Annotated in this window: 22 protein-coding genes; 16 read left to right on the top strand and 6 right to left on the bottom strand. The window is 60.9% G+C overall.

Annotation, left to right across the window (positions count from 1 at the left end):
• Positions 1-74 precede the first annotated feature (74 nt).
• Positions 75-452 carry a hypothetical protein gene (locus FZX13_RS05625; RefSeq protein WP_115023893.1) on the bottom strand — a complete coding sequence of 126 codons (378 nt, stop codon included), beginning with the start codon at positions 450-452 and terminating at the stop codon, positions 75-77.
• 116 nt (positions 453-568) lie between these two features.
• On the opposite strand from FZX13_RS05625, the gene FZX13_RS05620 reads away from it, so the two are divergent.
• On the top strand, positions 569-1,354 hold the full coding sequence (locus tag FZX13_RS05620; protein WP_115023891.1) for a BMC domain-containing protein: 786 nt from the start codon (positions 569-571) through the stop codon (positions 1,352-1,354).
• Between the two features lie 25 nt (positions 1,355-1,379).
• Here the strand turns inward: FZX13_RS05620 and FZX13_RS05615 are convergent, their stop codons facing one another.
• Positions 1,380-1,961 carry a non-canonical purine NTP pyrophosphatase gene (locus FZX13_RS05615; RefSeq protein WP_226398819.1) on the bottom strand — a complete coding sequence of 194 codons (582 nt, stop codon included), beginning with the start codon at positions 1,959-1,961 and terminating at the stop codon, positions 1,380-1,382.
• A 357-nt stretch (positions 1,962-2,318) separates the two neighbouring features.
• Between FZX13_RS05615 and FZX13_RS05610 the strand changes: the two genes are divergently transcribed.
• From FZX13_RS05610 to cbbX, 13 genes are all read left to right on the top strand, one after another.
• A complete protein-coding gene (locus FZX13_RS05610; RefSeq protein WP_006169870.1) occupies positions 2,319-2,630 on the top strand; it encodes a BMC domain-containing protein in 312 nt (103 codons plus the stop codon).
• A 71-nt stretch (positions 2,631-2,701) separates the two neighbouring features.
• Positions 2,702-4,117 (top strand): form I ribulose bisphosphate carboxylase large subunit, encoded by a 1,416-nt coding sequence (locus FZX13_RS05605; RefSeq protein WP_115023888.1) that lies wholly within the window; start codon positions 2,702-2,704, stop codon positions 4,115-4,117.
• Between the two features lie 59 nt (positions 4,118-4,176).
• Positions 4,177-4,518 carry a ribulose bisphosphate carboxylase small subunit gene (locus FZX13_RS05600; RefSeq protein WP_115095160.1) on the top strand — a complete coding sequence of 114 codons (342 nt, stop codon included), beginning with the start codon at positions 4,177-4,179 and terminating at the stop codon, positions 4,516-4,518.
• 101 nt (positions 4,519-4,619) lie between these two features.
• Positions 4,620-6,989: a CsoS2 family carboxysome shell protein gene (locus FZX13_RS05595; RefSeq protein ID WP_226408076.1), complete on the top strand. Its 2,370-nt coding sequence runs from the start codon at positions 4,620-4,622 to the stop codon at positions 6,987-6,989.
• A 7-nt stretch (positions 6,990-6,996) separates the two neighbouring features.
• A complete protein-coding gene (locus FZX13_RS05590; protein WP_226408063.1) occupies positions 6,997-8,742 on the top strand; it encodes a carboxysome shell carbonic anhydrase in 1,746 nt (581 codons plus the stop codon).
• 2 nt (positions 8,743-8,744) lie between these two features.
• On the top strand, positions 8,745-9,059 hold the full coding sequence (locus FZX13_RS05585) for a carboxysome peptide A (RefSeq protein WP_115023881.1): 315 nt from the start codon (positions 8,745-8,747) through the stop codon (positions 9,057-9,059).
• The gene (locus FZX13_RS05580; protein WP_115095164.1) at positions 9,059-9,310 is read left to right on the top strand and encodes a carboxysome peptide B; all 252 of its coding nucleotides are present in this window, start codon (positions 9,059-9,061) and stop codon (positions 9,308-9,310) included. The genes FZX13_RS05585 and FZX13_RS05580 overlap by 1 nt, the downstream gene beginning before the upstream one ends.
• A 53-nt stretch (positions 9,311-9,363) precedes the next feature.
• Positions 9,364-9,900 carry a BMC domain-containing protein gene (locus FZX13_RS12935; RefSeq protein ID WP_115023878.1) on the top strand — a complete coding sequence of 179 codons (537 nt, stop codon included), beginning with the start codon at positions 9,364-9,366 and terminating at the stop codon, positions 9,898-9,900.
• Positions 9,901-10,011: 111 nt separating this feature from the next.
• On the top strand, positions 10,012-11,856 hold the full coding sequence (locus tag FZX13_RS05565; protein WP_226408059.1) for an NAD(P)H-quinone oxidoreductase subunit F: 1,845 nt from the start codon (positions 10,012-10,014) through the stop codon (positions 11,854-11,856).
• Between the two features lie 10 nt (positions 11,857-11,866).
• On the top strand, positions 11,867-13,357 hold the full coding sequence (locus tag FZX13_RS05560) for an NADH-quinone oxidoreductase subunit M (protein WP_226398822.1): 1,491 nt from the start codon (positions 11,867-11,869) through the stop codon (positions 13,355-13,357).
• Positions 13,354-14,493 carry a CO2 hydration protein gene (locus FZX13_RS05555; protein ID WP_226408057.1) on the top strand — a complete coding sequence of 380 codons (1,140 nt, stop codon included), beginning with the start codon at positions 13,354-13,356 and terminating at the stop codon, positions 14,491-14,493. The genes FZX13_RS05560 and FZX13_RS05555 overlap by 4 nt, the downstream gene beginning before the upstream one ends.
• Before the next feature lie 34 nt (positions 14,494-14,527).
• Complete coding sequence (locus tag FZX13_RS05550) at positions 14,528-14,779, top strand: 4a-hydroxytetrahydrobiopterin dehydratase (protein WP_226408055.1); 252 nt, start codon at positions 14,528-14,530, stop codon at positions 14,777-14,779.
• Positions 14,763-15,668 carry a CbbX protein gene (gene cbbX, locus FZX13_RS05545; RefSeq protein WP_226408053.1) on the top strand — a complete coding sequence of 302 codons (906 nt, stop codon included), beginning with the start codon at positions 14,763-14,765 and terminating at the stop codon, positions 15,666-15,668. Before FZX13_RS05550 ends, cbbX begins: the two co-directional genes overlap by 17 nt.
• Here the strand turns inward: cbbX and FZX13_RS05540 are convergent.
• The 4 genes from FZX13_RS05540 to FZX13_RS05525 are packed head-to-tail and all read right to left on the bottom strand — an operon-like array spanning position 15,622 to position 18,969.
• Positions 15,622-16,845 carry a chloride channel protein gene (locus tag FZX13_RS05540; protein ID WP_226408051.1) on the bottom strand — a complete coding sequence of 408 codons (1,224 nt, stop codon included), beginning with the start codon at positions 16,843-16,845 and terminating at the stop codon, positions 15,622-15,624. The genes cbbX and FZX13_RS05540 overlap by 47 nt on opposite strands.
• Positions 16,842-17,081, bottom strand: a complete 240-nt coding sequence (locus tag FZX13_RS05535) for a 2Fe-2S iron-sulfur cluster-binding protein (protein ID WP_226408049.1) — start codon at positions 17,079-17,081, stop codon at positions 16,842-16,844. The genes FZX13_RS05540 and FZX13_RS05535 overlap by 4 nt, the downstream gene beginning before the upstream one ends.
• Positions 17,078-18,571, bottom strand: a complete 1,494-nt coding sequence (locus tag FZX13_RS05530) for a cobyric acid synthase (RefSeq protein WP_226408048.1) — start codon at positions 18,569-18,571, stop codon at positions 17,078-17,080. The genes FZX13_RS05535 and FZX13_RS05530 overlap by 4 nt, the downstream gene beginning before the upstream one ends.
• Positions 18,571-18,969 carry an Npun_F0494 family protein gene (locus FZX13_RS05525; protein WP_226408035.1) on the bottom strand — a complete coding sequence of 133 codons (399 nt, stop codon included), beginning with the start codon at positions 18,967-18,969 and terminating at the stop codon, positions 18,571-18,573. Before FZX13_RS05525 ends, FZX13_RS05530 begins: the two co-directional genes overlap by 1 nt.
• A 37-nt stretch (positions 18,970-19,006) precedes the next feature.
• Here FZX13_RS05525 and FZX13_RS05520 point away from each other — a divergent pair, with 37 nt between their 5' ends.
• Together FZX13_RS05520 and FZX13_RS05515 are read left to right on the top strand one after the other, a co-directional pair.
• Complete coding sequence (locus tag FZX13_RS05520; RefSeq protein WP_226408310.1) at positions 19,007-19,582, top strand: nucleoside triphosphate pyrophosphatase; 576 nt, start codon at positions 19,007-19,009, stop codon at positions 19,580-19,582.
• 33 nt (positions 19,583-19,615) lie between these two features.
• Positions 19,616-21,367 (top strand): mechanosensitive ion channel domain-containing protein, encoded by a 1,752-nt coding sequence (locus FZX13_RS05515; RefSeq protein ID WP_226408033.1) that lies wholly within the window; start codon positions 19,616-19,618, stop codon positions 21,365-21,367.
• Positions 21,368-21,818 lie beyond the last annotated feature (451 nt).

The raw sequence follows: 21,818 nt of genomic DNA, 5'->3' as shown, positions 1-21,818 counted from the left end.
AGATTGGGGCTTGGATGCCAAACCCAGCGCAAACTCTTCGGGATCAGGCCTGGCCGACAGAGCTTGCTTTGCGATCAAAGGCGGCGGCGGAATCCGTCGTAACGCTCTGAACGGTCACTCTCCTCCGTTTTGCTCAAACGCCAAACGTTGCGGCTGACCCGACGGGCAACGAGGCCGCCGCGTTCCGCCCGCTCCGTTCCCGGTCGGGCTCCGAGAAGCATGCTCACTTCCGCCGTGGTCAGGGGGGCACCTGTTTCGATGGCTAATGCAGTCAGCTCTAGGCGTTGACGCAGCTGACGCAGACGATCTCTGTCTTGATTGCCTGATGCCTCCAGCCAGGGCAGATCCACCTGCCCATCCTGCGCGAGGCGTTGCATCAGGCCGAAGCTCACCATCCCAAGGGCCTGATCAGCGTTGAGATCAACTGGTTTTAAAGAAGACTGCTCAGTCATTGCAGGATCTCGAGAGGTTTTCTGGACGGTATCGGCTGTCTTTCAAGGTGCAAGACCGCTGGCTTTAACTCTTTGATGGCCCGTTTGCCCAGGATTCGTCCGTTACACTCCCCGCCATGACCCGTTTTGCCAGCTTCGATGCTCGGGAGCGGCGACGCGGCGGTAGTGCTCTCGTCACCGGGACTGAGGTGACCTCCCAGCAGGGAGGGGCAAGTTGTGTTGTCACGACGGATTCTGAGTCTCCCCGGCTGCTTCGCCAAAACAGCCAAGTGCAGTCGATCGAACTGCGCACCCACGTCTTCATCGACTCGCTGCAACCTCAACTTGCGGCCTACATGGGGTCGGTGAGTCAAGGATTTCTGCCCATTCCTGGAGACGCCTGCCTCTGGATGGAGGTTTCTCCGGGCATGGCGGTTCACCGCGTCACCGACATTGCTCTGAAAGCCAGCAATGTTCGCCTCGGCCAGATGGTGGTGGAGCGGGCTTTTGGTTCGATGGCCCTCTATCACCGCGACCAGAGCACCGTTCTCCATTCCGGAGATGTGGTGCTGGAAGCGATTGGCAGCACGATTGAGCAGCGTTCTCCAGCAGAGGTGAGCTGGACCGAAGTCATTCGAGCAATCACGCCGGACCACGCCGTGTTGATCAACCGCCTCAACCGACGCGGTTCCATGATTGAGGCCGGGATGAGCATGTTCATCCTGGAGACTGAGCCGGCGGGGTACGTGCTGATTGCTGCCAATGAGGCTGAAAAATCCTCGAATATCACTTTGGTGGACGTGAAAGCTGTGGGTGCCTTTGGACGCCTCACCCTGGCGGGGCGTGAAGGTGATGTTGAGGAAGCGGCGGCAGCAGCGATGCGCGCCATCGACCATGTCAACCGAAACGCACGATTGCGCTGATCGCTCTGCTCGCTGATCGGTGAACTCAGTTCAGGCCAAGAAGTTGGCGTAATTGAGGTGCCAGAGCTCGTGCTGCTTTGCCACGACTGCCCAGTCGGCTGAGTTGTGCCGGGTTCAGTTCGCCATAGGTGCAACGGGCTTCACGCACCCAGAGCAAGGATTCAAAGCCGCCACCTGGGTAGGCCGGTGCGCTGAGGAGCTCACCCCAGCAAATGCCCTCTGCCGCCGCTCGGCACGTCCCTGTGGGGTCGCTCAGCACCATCGTGCTGCGGAAGCAGGCGCTGCGATAAAGGGACGGGCCAAGCTCCGCAAGGATTCTCTGAACTTTGGCGTCGTTGCCTTCGGCATATCGGGCGGAGAACAGGCCAGGAGCGCACTGGAGTGCATCAACTTCAAGCCCGGAATCGTCTGCAAGCGCCCAACCTTGAGTTCGCAGTGCTGCTGCGGTGGCCTTCAGCTCGGCGTTTTCCCGGTAGGTGCTTCCTGTTTCCTCAACATCCAGATCGTCGGGTTGACGCTGAACGTGGATGGGAAGCGGACCCAGCATGGCCTCAATTTCAGCAACCTTGGTGGGGTTACCTGTGGCAATGGTGAGCTGAAGCGACAAGGGGGCCGACAAATGAGGGCCTCCATTGTGCGGGCTGATTGGGGGGGTAGGACTTAAAAATCTCTGGATTCGACCCAGCAACACGCATTTGGGTTGAACATTCCACCCCTCAGCAAGGCTTTGGGAGCATGTCGCCAGGTGAAGCTATGGAGTTTCACCACGCTCGACAACGACTTGTGCGGATGTGATCACAGGAACCACCACAGCAGACCGGAACAGTGAGGCACTGCGTGATAAGCCCAGCTTATTTAGTTCACTATGGACAGTGATCAAGAAAGTCTTCCAAATCGCTTGACGGGAAGGGTTCTGGCGGAGCAATGTCCCCAGCGAACATTCCACCTCTTTTCCCGGTAGGCAATGGCTAACGAAACCATGGGCATCGCCCTCGGCATGATCGAGACCCGCGGTCTGGTCCCCGCCATCGAGGCAGCTGATGCCATGACCAAGGCTGCCGAAGTGCGCCTGATTGGTCGCGAGTTCGTCGGTGGCGGTTACGTCACCGTTCTGGTGCGCGGCGAAACCGGTGCTGTGAACGCTGCAGTGCGTGCTGGCGCTGATGCTTGCGAGCGCGTCGGTGACGGCCTGGTTGCTGCTCACATCATTGCCCGCCCCCACCGCGAAGTGGAGCCTGCACTGGGCAACGGCAACTTCCTTGGTCAGAAGGACTGAGATCTTCCGCTGAGCCTCTGACGAGGCACGCGAACGTCTCACCCTCTTCACCGACCTAACGGAGTTTTCCCATGAGCAAGAAGTACGACGCTGGGGTCAAGGAGTACAGGGATACCTACTGGACTCCTGATTACGTCCCCCTCGACACCGACCTGCTGGCCTGCTTCAAGTGCACCGGCCAAGAAGGTGTGCCCAAGGAAGAAGTTGCCGCTGCTGTGGCCGCTGAATCCTCCACCGGCACCTGGTCCACTGTGTGGTCCGAGCTCCTTACCGATCTCGACTTCTACAAAGGCCGCTGCTACCGCATCGAAGACGTCCCTGGTGACAAGGAGTCTTTCTATGCCTTCATCGCTTACCCCCTCGACCTGTTCGAAGAGGGTTCCATCACCAACGTTCTGACCTCCCTGGTCGGCAACGTCTTCGGTTTCAAGGCTCTTCGCCACCTCCGTCTGGAAGACATCCGCTTCCCGATGGCGTTCATCAAGAGCTGCTACGGCCCGCCGAACGGCATCCAGGTCGAGCGCGACCGGATGAACAAGTACGGCCGTCCCCTGCTGGGTTGCACCATCAAGCCGAAGCTCGGCCTGAGCGGTAAGAACTACGGCCGCGTTGTCTATGAGTGCCTGCGCGGCGGTCTGGACTTCACCAAGGACGACGAGAACATCAACTCCCAGCCCTTCCAGCGTTGGCAGAACCGCTTCGAATTCGTTGCGGAAGCCATCAAGCTGTCCGAGCAGGAGACCGGTGAGCGCAAAGGTCACTACCTCAACGTGACTGCCAACACTCCCGAGGAGATGTATGAGCGCGCTGAGTTCGCCAAAGAACTCGGAATGCCAATCGTCATGCACGACTTCATCACCGGTGGCTTCACAGCCAACACCGGTCTGTCGAAGTGGTGCCGCAAGAACGGCATGCTCTTGCATATCCACCGCGCCATGCACGCGGTGATCGACCGTCATCCCAAGCACGGCATTCACTTCCGCGTTCTCGCCAAGTGTCTGCGTCTGTCTGGTGGTGACCAGCTCCACACCGGCACCGTGGTCGGCAAGCTGGAAGGTGATCGTCAGACCACCCTCGGCTACATCGACCAGCTGCGCGAATCCTTCGTGCCCGAAGACCGCAGCCGCGGCAACTTCTTCGATCAGGACTGGGGTTCCATGCCTGGTGTGTTCGCCGTTGCTTCCGGCGGTATCCACGTCTGGCACATGCCTGCACTGGTCGCCATCTTCGGTGACGACTCCGTGCTGCAGTTCGGTGGTGGTACCCACGGTCACCCCTGGGGCTCCGCTGCAGGTGCTGCTGCCAACCGTGTGGCCCTCGAGGCCTGCGTCAAGGCACGCAATGCCGGTCGCGAGATCGAGAAGGAAAGCCGGGACATCCTCATGGAAGCCGGTAAGCACAGCCCTGAGCTGGCCATCGCTCTCGAGACCTGGAAGGAGATCAAGTTCGAGTTCGACACCGTCGACAAGCTCGACGTTCAGAACTGATCGTTTCTTCGGCCGGTTGATGCAATCGGCCATCCCTTTTTCTTAAACCCAGGATCCCCATGCCTTTCCAGAGCACCGTGGGTGACTATCAAACAGTCGCCACCCTGGAGACCTTCGGCTTCCTCCCGCCGATGACCCAGGACGAGATCTACGACCAGATCGCGTACATCATTGCCCAGGGTTGGAGCCCGCTCATCGAGCACGTCCATCCCAGCAACTCCATGGCCATTTATTGGTCTTATTGGAAGCTCCCCTTCTTCGGTGAGAAGGATCTGAACGTTGTCGTCAGTGAGCTCGAGGCTTGCCACCGCGCATACCCCGATCACCACGTGCGCATCGTTGGTTACGACGCCTACACCCAGAGCCAGGGTGCCTGCTTCGTGGTCTTCGAAGGACGCTGATCCTTCGGACCCATGGTTCTGAGCCCTGACCTGATCAGGGCTCCAGCTTTTTTCGGAGGGGCAAGTGCCCTTCCACCTCACGACGACTCCCTCGGGCGGACATGGCAAGACTCTCCAGTCGCGAACTCGCATTAGAACGCCGTAAGGCGCTGACCACTTCCGGTAAGAAGTCCTCAGCTGCAGCTGGTACAGGCGCCAACCGTGTTCGCACCGTTGATGATGCCCGTCCCACCCGCACGAACGCGGCTGCAGTTGCTGAACCTGCGACCGCACCTGTTGTTCCCGCTGCTGTAGCTCCGCAGCGAACAACTGCGTTCACCGCTGCTCCTTCCAGGCGCACTTCACCGGTCAAGACGCATCGCGATGCCAGTCGTGATCTGGTGCTTGCCCGCCGTGAGGCCCTGTCCCGTCGCGGCAAAACCGCAGACACCAGCCGCGATCGCAACCGCGCTGATGTTGCCCGCCAAACCAAAGCTGCTCCCGCTCCTGCAGCCGCTGAAACCACCAAGAGCTGTGGCTGCGGAGGCAAGCGTGCTGCCGAGAAGACTGCACTGACCTCATTGAGTGCATCAGCCCCCAAGCTTGCCGTGCGGTCGGAACGTCGTGCATCGGCCCCCAAGCGTCGTGCGATCGAGAATCCCAGTCGCGCCCTCGTTTTGGCCCGCCGCGACGCCATGGCCAAGCACGGCAAAACCGCCGGTAAGCAGTCCACCAGTGCCGCTGCTGTTGCCCGTCAGGCCAACCCTGATCTCACCAGCCGTGAGCTGGCCCAGCAGGTGCGCGAGTTGCGCACCAAGGCCGGTGCACGCAACAAGCAGAGCGCCGGTGTTACGCGCCCCACCGGTCCCAACCGCCATGGCGCCAAGCAGGCTGCTGCCGCTGATGCCCATTGGAAAGTTGGTGAAAGCACCACCACTGCTGGTCAAACAGTGACCGGCACCCAGGCCAACCGCTCGGTCAAAACCACCGGTAACGAAGCCAGCACCTGCCGATCGATCACAGGTACGGAGTATCTGGGGGCTGAAGTCTTCCAGACCTTCTGTCAGACCGCTCCGGCTGCCACGACGCCAGCCAAAGTGCGTGTGACGGCCACCAGCCATGGCAACCGTGTCACCGGCAATGAAGTGGGCCGCTCTGAGAAGGTCACCGGTGATGAGCCCGGCACCTGCAAGAGCGTCACCGGCACCGAGTACATCTCGGCCAACCAGTCTGCTGCCTACTGCGGTGAAGGTGTTAGTTCCCCCCGCAAGGTGGGTCACAGCCTTACGGAACAAGGTCGTCCCGTCAGTGGCGTGATGGTGGGTCGTTCCGCCAGTGTCACTGGTGACGAAGCCGGTGCCAACCGCAGCCTCACAGGTGACCAGTACCTCGGTTCTGATCCCCTCCCCGAAGGCCGTCCGGCAGCGAAAGTCGGTTTGTCCGGCACCCTTTCGGGTACGGGAGTTACTGGAACTTTGGTGGGTCGCTCCTCCCAGGTCACCGGTAATGAATTCGGCTCCTGCCACCGTGTGACAGGTGATCAATACATCAGTGCTGAGCAGGTCAATTCCTTTTGTGGCGGCAAGCCTGAGCCTGAAGCTGCCAAAGTTGGTTTCAGCGTCACCAACCGCAACCAGGTGGTGAGCGGAACCCGCACCGGCCGTTCGGAGCACGTCACAGGTGACGAGCCCGGTAGCTGCCAGGCCGTAACGGGAACTCCTTATGCAGGCCTCGAGCAGGCTGGCCAAAACTGCGGCACTCCCGCAGTCCAAGCCATTCGTGAACGCACCCCTGTGCGTCCCGGAACCCCTTCCGCTGCGATGACTGGGATTCAACCCGGAGTCGGCGGTGTCATGACTGGGGATAAACGCGGCGCTTGTGAAGCGGTGACCGGCACTCCTTATGTCGGCGCTGATCAGTTGGCCGCTGCCTGTGGCGCTGATGCTCCTGCCGGCACCGACACCCACGGTCAATCCCCTGAGGGGGCTGCCTGGACCCGCTTCAGTGTGGTTTCTCCCGCCCGCGCTGCTCAGCAGCAGCGTGATGCACGCTCCGGTGTAACCGGCACGTCTTACGAGGAGGGGAATCGCATCACCGGCCCTTTTGACATGGCTGGCGGCAAGGTGACCGGTACCGAGCAATTTCGCTTCGATAACCGCGAGTTCCAAAACCGCCAGCAACAACGTCAGTTCCAGCCCACCGTTGCTGTCGTTAGTGAGCCCACTGACAAGCCCGCATCGCGGGTCACCGGTGAAGGCTCTTCCACCAAGATCACCGGCGATGACTGGGATCGTGGGGAGCATGTGACCGGTACAGAGGGTGCATCGGCCCGCCGTCGCAATCCCAGCCGTCCTGGTCCGATGAGTGCCATGTCCTCTTTTGAGCGCAAGCGCAACGAAGAGACCGAATGGCCTGTTAGTCGGGTCACTGGTTCCAGCGGTAACACCGAGAAGGGGTCCCTGATCACCGTCTCCGGCGGCGCACGGGGCTGATTCATTGATGGTTCGCTCCAAGCCTTTCCGTGGCGGGCGACCTCAGGCCCCCTCGGCTCCAACCCGTCTCCAGCTTCAGCAGCTGGCCAACATCACTGATCCTGCAGAGATGGCTCCGGATATGGAGTCGTCGACCCGCCAGGCTGCTTTGCAAAGGCGTCGTGCCTTAACCACCTCTGGCAAAGCAGCGCAATTGGATCGTGGTTCGGTCGCTGCAGGCCGGATTCGCTCCAGCAACGACGCTCAGCGTCCTGCTCCGTCCCAGCCCGGTTGGGTGCGGCGGGAGAAAGCAGCCACCCGGTCTGTTCCTTTCAATCTGAGTCGTAGCTCACTGCCGATCACCCATCGGCGTCATCCGCTCACGGATGCAGCGGCCAATGGCCGTCTTCAGGCCTATGAGCAGGAGATCAAGGGACGTTTCGATCGGATCGTTCCCCTGCTTCAGCAGGTTTCAGCGTTGCAGCATGAAACCGATTTCATTCCCCAGGCCCAACGGCTTTGCAGGTCAGAACTCGGTTTCGACTTGCCGGATCACATCCTTCAGAGGGCTTGGGTGCGTCCTCTCGACATGCGCGCCCTGTTCGCGTGGTGTGTCTTTGAAAGCCATCGCTTGTTCAGCGACCGCTTTTTCCAGGACGACCCCCTCAGTGGAGCCACTGGCAGTGATGCCTCCAGAGAGTTTGAACAGTTCCTGCTCGACTGCGGCATTCATCTTCTTGATCTGACCCCCTGTGCTGACGGGCGCCTTGCGCACACCGTTGCCTACGCCCTGCGCATTCCCTTCAGCGCTGTGCGTCGACGCTCCCATGCCGGCGCCATGTTTGATGTGGAAAATACGGTGAATCGTTGGGTCAAAACAGAGCATCGCCGCTATCGCGAAGGCGCTCCGAATCCCTCCACCGAACCAACCCGCTATCTGAAGGTGGTGACTTACCACTTCAGTTCCCTCGACCCCTCCCACCAGGGCTGCGCTGCCCATGGCAGCAACGATGAATTGGCGGCTTCGGCTGGTCATCAGCGACTGCTGGATTTCCGTGAGTCGGTGGAAAACAGCTTCTGCTGCGGTGCTTCCGTTGATCTTCTCTTGATCGGCCTCGACACCGACACCGATGCGATCCGTGTTCATCCCCCGAGCCGTGACAGCGAAATGGTGCTCGACCGTTGGCTTTGCGCTAGGGAGCTGCATGCAGCCACGGCATCCATGACTGCCGATCAGGCCATGGCTCAAATTGCTGAAGCCGTCGAAAGCTCCGCACCTGCCCCCATGGATGCGGGGATGGTGGCCTTCCTGACCCGATTGATCGCCAACAACATCTCCCAGATCGATTACGTGCAGGATCTGCACGGTGGTCCCTATCCGGATGCTGGACACGCGGAGCGTTTCATCGGCGTTGGTATCGGTTTCAAGGAGGTGCATCTGCGCAACCTCACCTATTTCGCCCACCTCGACACGGTTGAGGAGGGAGCTCCTGATCTCGATGTGGGGGTCAAAATTTTCAAGGGCCTGAATGTGGCGCGGGATCTTCCGATTCCGATCGTGGTGCGTTTCGACTACTCAGGCCGTGTCCCGGGAGCCCGAGAACGGGCCATCGCTGATTGCCAACGGGTGAATCAGGCCATCGCCGATCGCTATGCAGCTCTCGTTAACGAGGGTTTGCTCCACACTTGTCTCACCATTCGCGACCGTAACCAGACGGCTCCGGCCGAGGTCGTCGGTTCCACGCTCGACCCGCAACTTCCCGAGGCTCACTGATCATGCTCATCGTCAAGGTCATCAAGCCGCTCGTCTCCACCAACCGGATCCCCGATTTCGAGCACAAACATCTTCAAGTGGTTCTCGATGGCAGCACCAAGAAGGTGGCCGTCGACGCTGTCGGTGCGAAACCTGGCGACTGGGTGATCTGCGTCAGCAGCTCAGCGGCCCGAGAAGCTGCTGGAAGCAAGTCGTACCCAAGTGACCTCACCATTGTGGGGATCATTGATCACTGGGAGCCCGATCCGCCAAAGACTGCGGCGCCCTCTCCTTCGCCCAGCCCTAGCAGCAAGCCTGCAGGAGGCAAAGCCAGCTGATGGAAATCATGCAGGTGATGGGCACGTTGATCTGCTCCTACAGGGTTGCAGGGCTTGATCACATGCATCTGCGCATTCTGCGCAACAACAAGGGCAAGAAGCTGGTGGCCGTCGATCCCGTTGGTGCCCGTGAGGGCAACTGGGTGTTCACCGCCAGCGGTTCGGCGGCACGTCATGCCTGCCCTGACAACACCGTCCTCACCGATCTGACCATCGGTGGAATTATCGATTTCTGGAATCCGGACGGATAGGGACCACCCATCTCCCTCCGCCGTTTCCGTTCCGTTTCCACACCTTCACAGCCATGGCTACTCCTTCCCCCACTCCCCGTCGTCGCACCACCCGCACGTCTGCTGCGGCGAACAAGACCGTGGATGTGAAGCCAGTGGCCAGCACTTCTGCAGCAGCATCCACCCCCGCCAAAGCTGCTCCTGCAACAACAACTTCTCGCGCGACCACGACGACGCGCCGCAGCAGTGGATCCAGCACGGGTTCAGGTGGCAGATCGGCGGTGGCTAAACCCGCTGCGACGCCTTCCCCCAAAGTCCCCGGTGTGGCCTTGGGCTTGATCGAAACCCGCGGGATGGTTCCTGCCATTGAGGCAGCCGATGCGATGACCAAGGCTGCGGAAGTCACCCTGATCTGCCGTGAATATGTGGGTGGTGGCTACGTCACGGTGATGGTGCGCGGTGAAACCGGTGCCGTGAATGCCGCTGTGCGTGCTGGTGCAGATGCCTGCGAGCGGGTCGGTGATGGCCTCGTTGCTGCTCACATCATTGCCCGCCCCCACAACGAAGTGGAACCGGTTTTGGCCGGTAGTGGTGCAGCTCGCCGTAGCTGAGGGACAAAAAGCCACCTCATTGCCGTTCACAAAGAGCTCTTTTGCTGATGACCGGCCCTTAGATTCGCCGGCCATCTAGCGACCAGCTCGATCATCATCCCGCTCGCTGTTTTGACTCCGGAGCTTTCGCTACCTCAGCAGACCGCCTGGTTGATCCCGCTCTACGGGTTCATCGGGATGTTGGTCTCTTTGCCGTGGGCCTGTGGCTGGTTCCGGCGTGATGCGCATCGACCGGCGGCGTATCTGAATATTTTCCTGACCCTGGTGGCCTTCGTTCACGGAAGCCTGATCCTGCAGGAGGTGTACCAATCAGGGCCAGTGGATCTGGCCTTCCCCTGGCTCACTGTGGCCGACCTGGAGCTGGATATCAGCTTCAGTCTTTCGCTCACCAATCTGGTGGCCCTCGAGTTGATTACGGGCCTCAGCCTGCTGTCTCAGGTGTATTCCCTGGGATACATGGATAAGGAATGGGCGTTGGCCCGTTTCTTTGCGCTGCTCGGGTTCTTTGAGGGGGCGATGAGCGGCGTTGTGCTCAGCGACTCCCTTTTCCAAAGCTATTTCCTGCTGGAGATGCTGACGCTCTCCACCTATCTGTTGGTGGGCTTCTGGTATGCCCAACCCCTTGTGGTGACCGCCGCACGGGATGCCTTCCTCACCAAGCGCGTTGGAGATGTGCTGCTGCTGATGGGTGTGGTGGCGCTCTGCAGCTACTCCGGCGTGATGGGGTTCAACGATCTCTATGCCTGGGCCGCCCAGGACACCCTCTCCCCGCTGGCGGCGACGCTGTTAGGCCTGGGTCTGGTCGCAGGCCCCACGGGCAAATGTGCCCAGTTCCCCATGCACCTCTGGCTGGACGAAGCCATGGAGGGCCCGAATCCCGCCTCGATTCTCCGCAATTCGGTTGTGGTGACCTGCGGCGCGATTGTGCTGTTGAAGGTGATGCCGATCCTGCAGCTCTCTCCCATCGCTATCGGCGTGATGCTCGTGATCGGCAGCATCAGTGCGATCGGTGGCTCCCTGGTGGCCCTGGCCCAGGTCGACATCAAACGAACGCTGTCGTACTCCACCACTGCTCATATGGGTCTGGTCTTCATCGCCATTGCGCTGCAGATCCCGGTGCTGGCCCTCTTGCTCCTGTTCACCCATGCCGTCTCCAAAGCTCTGCTGTCGATGAGCATCGGTGGGGTGATTGCCTCCACCAACTGCCAGGACATCACGGAGCTGGGTGGTCTGGGCAGCCGGATGCCTGCCACCACCACAGCCTTCCTGGTGGGGGGTGCCGGCCTGGTCGGGTTCCTTCCTCTGGGTGGTTTCCTGGCGCTTGCTCAGTCGATCGAGTTGCTGAGCGTGCGCTCCGTGCCGTTCATGGCCGTGTTCCTACTCACCAATGCCCTCACTGCCGTTGGGCTGGTGCGGCTGTTCCGCCATGTGTTCATGGGCAATGCATTGATCAAGTCCCGCCGGGCTGCTGAGGTCAACTGGCAGATGGCTCTGCCGATGGTGGCGCTCACCGTGATTGTGCTGATCACGCCGTTGCTGCTGGTGCGGCTTGAGTCTCTCGATGGTTTGCTGGCCTTCCCCCTCTGGGCAGCAGCGCTCGTGGTGGGAAGCGGCCTGCTGGGGCTGCTGGCCGGCGCGGTGCTCCCCTTGAGCAAGGCCTGGTCCCGTTCGCTCAATCCTCTGCTGCGCTGGTGGCAAGACCTCTTGGCCTACGACTTTTATACAGAGCGCTTCTATCGCCTCACCATCGTCAATGTGGTGGCTGGCTTCTCCCGCCTCGCCTCCTGGTTCGACCGAAATGTTGTAGACGGGCTGCTCAATGGGGTGGCTCGTTTCTCCCTGGCCAGCGCCGACAGCCTCAAGCTCAGCGTCAGCGGCCAGAGCCAGTCCTATGTGCTCACGGTGCTTCTGGCCATCGTTCTCTTCCTCACCGCGGTGAGCTGGTTCCTCACCTGATCGCCTCGAGATGCTGCTTTCCCTTCTCCTCCTGATCCCCTTCCTCGGGGCCCTCGTGTTGATCCTTTGGCCAGGATCGCCATCGAGCGCACGCTTGCGTGATGTCTCCATCGTGGTGCTGGTGGTTCAGTGCCTGGTGAGCTTTGCGCTGCTGTTGCCCTTTGACGCAGCCGATGCCGGCCTGCAGCTGGTGGAACAGGCCCGCTGGGTGCATGCCATTGGCCTGGATTACGCCCTGGCGCTGGATGGCCTGTCACTGCCGCTGGTTCTGATGAATGGGGTGCTCTGCCTGGTGGCCGCCATCGCGTCTCGCACGATCGAGAACCGCCCCCGTGTGTATTTCGCCCTGTTGTTGGTGATCTCCGGCGCCGTGAATGGAGCCTTCTTGGCCCAGAACCTGCTGCTCTTCTTCCTGTTCTACGAATTGGAACTCATCCCCCTGTGGATGCTGATCGCGGTTTGGGGCGGTGCCAATCGTGCCTATGCCGCCACCAAGTTTTTGATCGTGACAGCGGTCTCAGGGGTTCTGATCTTGGGGGCTTTCCTCGGCATCGCCCTGGTTACCGGGACCATGGACTTCAGCCTTCGCCCCATCCTGGCTGGTGAATTGGGCATGACGGCCCAGCTGATTCTCATGGGGGCTCTGCTGATCGGCTTTGGCATCAAAATTCCCCTCTTCCCTTTCCACACATGGCTTCCGGATGCCCACACCGAGGCGTCAACGCCGGTGTCGGTTCTCCTGGCTGGCGTTCTCCTGAAGCTTGGAACTTACGGTTTGCTCCGCTTCTGTCTCGGCTTGTTCCCGGAAGCCTGGCAGGTGGCTGCTCCATGGTTGGCGGGATGGGCTGCAATTTCCGTGCTTTACGGATCCCTGGCGGCGATCGCCCAGACCGACATGAAGCGAATGGTGGCTTACAGCTCCGTGGGCCACATGGGATATGTGCTGCTTGCCGCCGCCGCCGCCACACCTCTTGGCCTGATGGGTGCTCTCTTCCAGATGGTCAGCCATGGCCTGATCTCTGGGGTGCTGTTCCTCGTGGTGGGTGTCGTCTACGCCCAAACCGGGACCCGCGACCTCAATGTTCTCCGTGGCCTGTTGAATCCCCAGCGCGGCCTGCCCCTTACCGGATCACTGATGATCATTGGCGTTATGGCGAGCGCCGGAATTCCGGGGATGGCAGGCTTCATCTCCGAATTCCTGATTTTCCGCGGCAGTCTCCAACCTTTCCCCCTGGCCACGTTGCTGTCCATGGTGGGGTCAGGCCTAACGGCTGTGTATTTCCTGTTGCTCGTGAACCGTGCCTTCTTCGGTCGCCTGGCGATTGCCCCCGGCGAGGTCGTGAATCCCCGTATCCTCAACCCCGTGGCGTTGCGGGAGCAGTTTCCGGCCATCGCCCTGAGCCTTGGTGTGCTCGTGCTTGGCCTCGCTCCTGAGCTGCTTTCGAACCTCAGTGAAGCGGCGACAACGGGCCTCAGCCTGATCACCGGAGATCTGTCATGACCCCGACATCCGTGTCCCCCGTTCAGCCCCCGGTTTTACCGGGTCAGGATGAGCTGATCCATCGGCTGCTCAGTGATACGCCTCTGCTCAAAGACACCCCCGATCATCTGCTTCAGGTGGTCAATGTCTTGGAGAGCTACGGCCTGGTTCTCGATGCTTACAGCAAGAACTTGGTTGACCAGGGCGAGAAGCAGATGCTCAACCCCTTCCCGGTGTTCCGCTTTTTCCATGAGGGGTTCAGCGTCAAGCGCCTCTGGAACCACCTGATCGGTGACCGGATCAATTTTGAATACGCCGAGTACTGCCAGAAAGCGATGTTCTGGCACGGCACCGGCGGGCTTGATGCCTACCTGGACACGCCCGAATTTGCACAGGCCTGCCAGCGAGTCATCAAGCGCAAGTCGGCTCGAGATCCGCTCCTTGCTCTGAACAACCGCCTCTATCCCGACTTCGCGCCTGAGGCCATTCGCTCGCTCACCACGATCTACTGCCTCGGTTTGTTTTGGCGGGTGATGAGTGACATCTTCATCGACCTGGCGCGTCGTTACGCGATTAAGGAAGTCACCTGCGTCAACGATGTGGTGCATCACATCCGTGACGGTTTGGTGGCGGCTGCGGGAAGCCCGATTGAATACAAGGTGTCGATCGGCGGTGAAGAGATCTCGGTGTTGCCGCCCGAAGCCGGCCTCACCTTCCTGATGGATGTGGCGGTGCCCTACGTGGAGGCTGTCTTCTTCCGAGGCATGCCCTTCTTGGGAACGGTGTCGTACAACGCCCAGGCACGACAGATCTCACCAGACATCAGTGATTTCAAGTACGGCGCCCTTTACGCCGATCCGATTCCGAGCATGGGTGCGGGGATTCCCCCCAGCCTCTGCATGCAGGACATGTACCGCCATCTGCCTGAGGAACTAAGCCTCTGGTACGACGACCACGGTCGGGGGCAGACCGATGTGCATGTGCAAATCTGCGTCAGCTTCCAGAAGTCGATGTTCTGCGTCACCAATGCCGCCATCGCTGGAACGATGCCCCATCCGCTCGACAGCGATGATCCCGAGCAGCAGGCGGCCAATCGGGCCTATGCGGAGTCCTGGGCTGGGCGCTTGATGGGCTGCCAGCGGGTGGCGCTCCTCTAGGTTTTCAACAGGTTCAGGCTGATTGGGGGCTCTGATGAATCAGTGGCAGGAGCGGAAACGACCCGTGTGCCTCGAATGTCGCTTTGAGTTCGACAGCTACGACGCCACCCGTGATTTCCTTGACAAGCTTGGCGAGCACAGCGAGGCAACCCAACGCTTCCCCGACATCAGCTTCGGGCGCACCTACGTGAACATCACCCTTCGTCCTGAAGACGACAGCCCCGATGCACAGCTGAGCGAGGCCGATCGCGCCTTTGCCGCTGAGATCGATGCCCTCCTCCGTTGATCTGGCATCGGCCTATGCCGATTCCGGGGTGGCTGAGGTGTTGGACCAACTTGATCAAGAGCTGATCGGACTCGCCCCTGTTAAGACCCGGATCCGTGAGATCGCTGCCCTGCTCCTGGTGGATCAGGCTCGTCAGCAATTGGATCTGCCCAGTACGGCACCCAGTTTGCACATGTCGTTTACCGGGCACCCCGGCACCGGCAAGACCACTGTGGCGCAGCGGATGTCGCAAATCCTGCACCGCCTGGGCTACCTGCGCAAAGGCCATGTGGTCACGGCCAGCCGTGACGATCTGGTGGGTCAGTACGTGGGCCATACCGCCCCTAAAACCAAAGAGATGCTCAAGCGGGCCCAGGGCGGTGTGCTGTTTATCGATGAGGCCTACTACCTCTACAAACCGGATAACGAACGCGACTACGGCGCTGAGGCGATTGAAATTCTGCTGCAGGAGATGGAGAGCCGGCGCAGCGACGTGGTGGTGATCTTTGCGGGCTACAAAGATCGGATGGAGACGTTCTATAGCTCCAATCCCGGTCTGTCCTCACGGGTGGCCCATCATCTGGATTTTCCGGATTACAGCGACGACGAGCTGATGGCGATCGCAGGCTTGCTTCTGGATGAACAGCATTACCAATTCAGCGCTGAGGCCGAAACAGCTTTCTGGGACTACGTGGCTCGCCGGCGTCAACTGCCCTTCTTTGCCAATGCGCGCTCGATTCGCAATGCCTTGGATCGGGCCCGTCTTCGTCAGGCCAACCGTTTGTTTTCGCGGATGGGGGAGTCCCTGACCAGGCTCGATCTCACCACGATTGAGGCGGCAGATATCCGGGCCAGTCGTGTGTTCAATGGCGAGGTGGAGGGCCACCATCCGGGAAAACATGAAGCCTGATCAGTTGAGCCATGCAGAGGCCAATCAGCAGGCCTGCCGCGCCGTGCCCCTGCAGTAGGGCGAGCCCCAGCACCAGAACAGCCAACGGCGCAGGAAGCACGTAGCGGTACAAGGCACCGGTGAGTGCTCCGCACCAGCTGCCAAGACTGCCCAAATCCGGGAGCAGCAGATGCAGCCCCATCCCGATCGCGCAGGCGACCAGGAACAGGGGAAAAAACACCCCCCCGCGCCAACCGGTTTCCAGACATAGGCCCAGCATCAGCAGTTTCACCATCGCGGAGAGCAGCAGGAGCCAGGCCTCATTCGAGTTCTGGCCTTCCAGCAGGGGCCGCATCTGGTCTTCTCCTGCGAAGGGAACCAATGGCAGCCAATGCATGCAGGCCCCCAGCAGCAAACCGGTCAGCAGCGGCCACCAGGGCCAGTGGGCCAGGAGTTGGCGACGCTCGAGCCAGCCTTGCCAGCGCAGTAGCAGCCAACCCAGCCCACAGCCGATTACTCCACCCAGTGCGCCTGCGCTCAGGGTGCCGAGGTCTTCCCCCAGAGTGCTGGGCCAGATGTAGGGGAGCCGTTGGAGCGATCCGCCGCTGGCGGCACCGATGCCATGAAATGCAGCAAAACCAGCCAGGCCGCCGAAGCTTCCCGGCAGCCAGCGGTCTAGGAAAGTCTGTCTTCTGTTCGCTTGGGGGGCTTCGGCAACAACAGCACCCCCCAGTAGTGGCGCCCCGAACATCCCGAGGCTTCCCGCCACCGTTGCCGCCTGGAGTTTCTGGTCTCGCCCGCGCCAAATCCTTTGGCTGATCAGTGCGGCCATGCGGCTCATCAGGGCCTCCGGCCCGACAGCACCTCCACCGATCTGGGCCAAGGCCGCTCCAAGAAGACCACGGCCCTCATCGCGCTTTGGAGCCTGGTCGGGATGATTCAGATCGTTCAGGGTCTCCCGCAGCTCAGGCAGCAATGTGGTGGGGCCTGGTCGATGCAGCAGCGCCAAGATCAAGCCGCAGCCGCCGCAGATGAGCAGCGACCAGCCCAGGGGCAGGCCGCGGTCCAACCCTTCGAGAATTGCGTCTCCCCAGAGCAGCCGGCTCAAGCTGTCGATCCAGCCCATACCAAGAGCGACACCGGCGCCGCTCAAGGCTCCGGTGAGCAGAGCCATCAGGCTGAGGCGAAATGGAGTCACCAGTGCGGGTCGGTGGCGAAGTCAACGGTGAGTTTCGCTGATTTCGAAGCGGGCACGGTGCTGATGCAGGCGCGCACCACTTTGCCGTTCACTTCGATCTCGCAAGCCCCACAGCTGCCCCCCAGGCAGCCGGTGGGAATGTTGATGCCTGCTCCATTGGCGGCCACCAACCAGTCCTGACCGATGCATTCCTGAGTTGTGCGGCCATCGGGCCAGCGCACGGGGATCAAGGTCATGGCTGGAGCAATGGTGCAAGGTTCACATGCTGCTCGAAGGCGTCGGCCAAGCGATCCAGCAATAGGTCACGGTGCGCGCTGTGGTTCTTGGGCTCGTTGGGCAACGGCTGGAGACCACGCTGCCGGCGAAGGCTGTTGAGCCAGGCTCGTCTCCAGGGGCCATTGTCGAGCAGACCGTGTAGGTAAGTGCCCACCACGCTCGATTCCTTCGGGCCGGGAGCCCACCAACCCAAGCCAGGGTCGCTGCTCAGCGTCTGAAGACCGGGGTCTGGGGTGGTGGTTCCGTAATGCAGTTCAAATCCCGTCAGCTGCGTGTCCATGGGCCAAAGGCTTTGGATGGTGCGTTGGCGCAGTCTTTTCGTGCCGGTGAACGTGGTCACCAAGGGCAGGAGTCCCAATCCGCTCTGGGGCCCCATCTGATCCATGCCCTCCAGCCCCTCAGGATCGATCAATGTTTGGCCCAGCATCTGCATCCCGCCGCAGATGCCCAGGACGGAGCCACCAGAGCGGGCGTAAGCCTTGAGTTGGTCGCTCAGACCGCTGTTGGTCAATGCCTCTAGATCGTGCAGCGTCTGTTTGCTTCCTGGAAGTATCACCGCATTGGGCTCTCCCAGTGGTTCACCGGGCTGAATCCAGCGCAGCCTCACGCTGGGTTCGGCCTCCAGAGGGTCGAGGTCGGAGAAATTGCTGATGGAGGGCAGCCGCAGCACAGCGATCTCCAGATCGGTGGCCCCGCGGTTGGGTTTGCGTTCCAGCAGATCGAGGGAGTCTTCTGGCGGGAAGAGATCATTGAGCCAGGGCATCACCCCCAGCACTGGAACCCCGGTGTTGGCTTCCAACCAGCGTCGACCCTCATCAAAAAGCTCTCGACGGCCGCGGAAGCGGTTGATCAGGATGCCCTTGATCAGGGGGCGCTCCACCGGTCGCAGTAGAGCGAGCGTGCCGACGACCTGGGCAAAGACTCCGCCGCGCTCAATGTCGGCCACCAGCAGGCAGTTGGCCCTTAGGTACTGGGCCAGGCGCAGGTTGGTGAGGTCGCGGCGCTGCAGATTCACCTCCACAGGGCTTCCCGCCCCCTCCAGCACCAGCCGGCCCTGGGGCCATTGCTGCTGAAGCTGCATCAGCCCGGTCCGGATGGCCTGCCAACCCGGGCGGAACCAGTCGCGGTAGTAGTGCTCTGCGCGGGCTGTCCCTACGCTCCGGCCCCCATGGATCACCTCACTGGTGCTGTCTCCACGAGGTTTGAGCAGCACTGGATTCATGGCGCAGCAGGGCTCAAGACCGGCCGCCCAGGCCTGCATGGCCTGGGAGTAGGCCATCTCACCGCCATCGGCATCCACCCAAGCGTTGTTGCTCATGTTTTGCCCCTTGAAGGGCAGCGCCTGTTCTCCCCGTCGTTGGAGCACCCGGCATAACGCCGCCGTCATCAGTGATTTGCCAGCCCCGCTTGAGGTGCCCAGCACCATGAGAGGGCGAGGAATGGTTTGCATTACAACGGCCAGTGCCGACGCAGGCTGTGACGCAGTCGATCCAGCACTGGGATCTGACGCTGCAGGATTGCAGGATCTTCATCCAGAAGTTGGCGACCCAGGGGGGTGAGCCTGAAGCGGCTGGTCAGCCCCTGCCCATCCACTTCCCGGCGCAGCACGCCCACACTGATCAACCAACGGAGGTCGTCCTCGAGAGCTTCGCTGTTGCGGAACCAGCGTTCCTTGCGGCCGTAGCGGCCGGGCTCGCTCCAGAGGTCGCCGGCATCAATGCCCTGCTGCTGAAGGTCTCGGTAGAGGGCCTCAGAAAAGGGCAGGCATCCCATGGCCCGGCAGGCCCTATTGCGGCTGCGTTGATCCAGCAGGTCTGTGGGGTGAGCGATGGCGAAGCCTCCCGTCACTGGCAGCCTAAGGAGCGTTGTTCTGTGGTGTGTTTCCGTGCTCTTGCTTGCTTCCGCCTCGCCGGCGCGTCGCCGCTTGCTGGAGCAGGCGGGAGTTCCTCATCGGGTGCGCGTCAGCGGTGTGGATGAGGCGCAGATCCACCATGCAGATCCAGCAGAGCTGGTGAAATTGCTGGCTCAGGCCAAGGCTGAGGCGGTGGCTCAGGCGCTTGATCCTGCGGGCGATGCCGAGGTCACAGCGGTGCTGGGATGCGACTCCGTGCTTAGTTTTGAGGGGCAGGTGTTCGGTAAGCCTGCGGGGCCAGGGGAAGCGATCGAGCGTTGGCAGCGGATGGCCGGTCGCTGTGGATCCCTGCTGACGGGCCATTGCCTGATGCGTCGTGGTCAGGCTGATGTGCTGGCGTGTGTGGAGACGGTGGTGCGGTTTGCGCCGCTGAATCAGGCCGAGATCGAGGCCTATGTGACCAGTGGTGAACCTCTGCAATGTGCCGGTGGTTTTGCCCTCGAGGGCCGCGGCGGACTGTGTATTGATGGCTTGGAGGGTTGCTATTCGAACGTGATCGGCCTCAGCCTTCCTTGGCTCCGAACAGTCTTGGGACAACAGCTGGCGTAGTGCGCATCATGGGGTTCCACTGAGTTGTTGCCCGTGGTGCGTTGGTTCCGGCGGCTGATCACTGTCGGATTGGCTTTGGTGCTGGCATTGCTGATCGGCCCTGTGGCCAGTCGAGCCTCCTTGATGGATTTGATGCCGCAACTGGAAGGCCAGGGTTCGATCGAGGAGCAGCTCAACCAAACCTTGGAAGGCAAGTTTGAGCTCGCCAAAGTTCGCATTCTTGGAGTGCCGGCGATCAGTGTCGCCAGCCCGGTTCCTCTCGGTGATCGCACCACCATCGCGGCATCCACACGAGCTCGGGTGATTGAAGGCAACCTTCGGGCCCTTTACGACCCCAATCAGCTGTGCAGTTTCAGCGAGCGCGTCAGCGAATGGATGCTGGATTCTCTCCTTCAGGTTGAAGATCAGATCTGCAGTGCCGGTCAGCGTTATGGCTTGGTCCGCTCAGGTGATCCTCTGAAGCTGGTGGTGCTGCGCGAAGGTCGAGGGCCCTATGAACTGGCTGCGCTTCTGCCAGGTCGTGATCAGCCGTTCCCGTTGCTGACGGTTACCACCGCTGATGCCGAGATCAATGGTGCTAAGGAGCTGGCGCTGGCCCAGGCCTGGCGCGCACGTTTGGAGCAACGCTTGAACCATTCCCGAAGGGTGTATGCGCCGGCTCAGTTGATCCGCCGCTTCCGCATGGCGTTGGTGCTGGAGCTGCTGTTGGGGCTGCTGGTGGTGGCCACCACAATCCTGTGGAACCGGATGAGGCAAAGGATTACGCGCCTGCAGCGGGAGCTGTTGGAGAAGCGGCAGCGGTTAAAGCGAGTGGAGATTCGCCTTCATGCCGAGCAGGCGCTCACGGTCGCTTTGCTGATGCTGATCATCACCGAATTGGTGTTGATGCTGGCGTTGGGCGTCAGTGCGATTCCCGGTCAGGTTCCTTTGGGGATTGAGTTGATGCTTCAGCCCTCCTTGGCGCTCGCCAAGCTTCTGGTCCTCACCTTGGCCACATTCCTGCTGCGCAGCCTCAGCATGTTTCTGCTGCGGCAGTGGATGGCCGATGTGGATGTGCCGCCGCAGGAGCAGGCCCGCCGTCAGCAGCGCTACCGGAGTCTGGTGCGGGTCACCCATCGCCTGATCGATGTGACGGGGTTGTTGTTGGTGAGCCTCTGGATCGTGCTGGATATCCCCGGTGTCCGCTCCACGTCGGCATCTCTATTACTCGCTGGAGGTGCACTGCTGGGTGCACTGGCGTTCGTGTTTCAGGGCGTATTGCGTGATTTTTCGGCTGGCCTGTTGATGCTGCTGGAGGACCGCTGTGCCATCGGCGATTGGGTGGAGGTGGATGGCATCGATGGGGAAGTGATCGATGTTGGCCTGTTTGGCACCCAGATCCGCTGCCTGGATCAGCGGGTCAACATCCTCAACAACGCATCCATTCTGCAGATGCGCAATCACACCAAGCTGCGATCCGGCAGCTTGGTGACGTTGTTGATTTCACATCGCCAGCCTGATCTGGAAGTTGTGTATCGCGTTCTCGACGCTGAGATTGACGCCTTCCGTCACGACCCAGTTTGGGGAAGTCGGTTGATCAGTGAGCCGGTGCTGCGGGGGGTGAAGCGCACCTCTGCCCTCGGTGTGCATATGCAGGTGTTGTTAATCACCAAAGCAGGAGAGCAGTGGACCACCGAGCGTGAATTCCAACGCCGTGCCCTCCGGGCCTTGCATCGTCGTGGGGTTCTCCTGGCGGACGGTTTGGAGCTTTCCTCTTCAAGCGTTGTTGATCCCGGAACCCGTTAGCCCCCTGCTTCGGCTGGCTTGGGTCGGTGCCCAGAGCTTGCACCTCCTCTCTCAGGCTCACCTTGCTGTCGCTGCATCCGGCTTTATTGATGCCCTAAGCGCGTGACCTGGCTGTTCAGTATTGGATTGCTAACCCATGAGTATCTCTGCATTCATGCCATGAAGATTTCCTGAATTGTCCTGTTGCTTGCTTCGCTGATGGCTGCTTGCAGTGGCGAAGGTCTGTTTCTGAGCGCAAAGCTTGTTTGGAGAATGCCAAAACTGAGGCAGAGCGGATTGCATGCAACAACGCTGCAGCGATTAGGTCGGACCGCGAGGCTCAATCCGATTGATTGATCCGCTCCCCCATCTGAGTACTGGGCTGGTCAGCCACTGACCCTCGTTGGGGTGCTGAGGTTGAGCCCTAAAAAGCCACAGAGGACTGGGCTATTGCTGACCACAGGGAGCTGAT

This window comes from Synechococcus sp. MU1625, from assembly GCF_020514205.1.
Taxonomy (GTDB): Bacteria; Cyanobacteriota; Cyanobacteriia; order PCC-6307; family Cyanobiaceae; genus Parasynechococcus.
This window is presented reverse-complemented; position numbering and strand designations above follow the sequence as displayed.

What these genes read in the sequence shown, in the direction of transcription:
- FZX13_RS05625 (WP_115023893.1), bottom strand. Translation starts at nt 452, where the DNA reads ATGACTGAGCAGTCTTCTTTAAAACCAGTTGATCTCAACGCTGATCAG.
- FZX13_RS05620 (WP_115023891.1), top strand. Translation starts at nt 569, where the DNA reads ATGACCCGTTTTGCCAGCTTCGATGCTCGGGAGCGGCGACGCGGCGGT.
- FZX13_RS05610 (WP_006169870.1), top strand. Translation starts at nt 2,319, where the DNA reads ATGGCTAACGAAACCATGGGCATCGCCCTCGGCATGATCGAGACCCGC.
- FZX13_RS05605 (WP_115023888.1), top strand. Translation starts at nt 2,702, where the DNA reads ATGAGCAAGAAGTACGACGCTGGGGTCAAGGAGTACAGGGATACCTAC.
- FZX13_RS05600 (WP_115095160.1), top strand. Translation starts at nt 4,177, where the DNA reads ATGCCTTTCCAGAGCACCGTGGGTGACTATCAAACAGTCGCCACCCTG.
- FZX13_RS05595 (WP_226408076.1), top strand. Translation starts at nt 4,620, where the DNA reads ATGGCAAGACTCTCCAGTCGCGAACTCGCATTAGAACGCCGTAAGGCG.
- FZX13_RS05590 (WP_226408063.1), top strand. Translation starts at nt 6,997, where the DNA reads ATGGTTCGCTCCAAGCCTTTCCGTGGCGGGCGACCTCAGGCCCCCTCG.
- FZX13_RS05585 (WP_115023881.1), top strand. Translation starts at nt 8,745, where the DNA reads ATGCTCATCGTCAAGGTCATCAAGCCGCTCGTCTCCACCAACCGGATC.
- FZX13_RS05580 (WP_115095164.1), top strand. Translation starts at nt 9,059, where the DNA reads ATGGAAATCATGCAGGTGATGGGCACGTTGATCTGCTCCTACAGGGTT.
- FZX13_RS12935 (WP_115023878.1), top strand. Translation starts at nt 9,364, where the DNA reads ATGGCTACTCCTTCCCCCACTCCCCGTCGTCGCACCACCCGCACGTCT.
- FZX13_RS05560 (WP_226398822.1), top strand. Translation starts at nt 11,867, where the DNA reads ATGCTGCTTTCCCTTCTCCTCCTGATCCCCTTCCTCGGGGCCCTCGTG.
- FZX13_RS05555 (WP_226408057.1), top strand. Translation starts at nt 13,354, where the DNA reads ATGACCCCGACATCCGTGTCCCCCGTTCAGCCCCCGGTTTTACCGGGT.
- FZX13_RS05550 (WP_226408055.1), top strand. Translation starts at nt 14,528, where the DNA reads ATGAATCAGTGGCAGGAGCGGAAACGACCCGTGTGCCTCGAATGTCGC.
- cbbX (WP_226408053.1), top strand. Translation starts at nt 14,763, where the DNA reads ATGCCCTCCTCCGTTGATCTGGCATCGGCCTATGCCGATTCCGGGGTG.
- FZX13_RS05535 (WP_226408049.1), bottom strand. Translation starts at nt 17,081, where the DNA reads ATGACCTTGATCCCCGTGCGCTGGCCCGATGGCCGCACAACTCAGGAA.
- FZX13_RS05530 (WP_226408048.1), bottom strand. Translation starts at nt 18,571, where the DNA reads ATGCAAACCATTCCTCGCCCTCTCATGGTGCTGGGCACCTCAAGCGGG.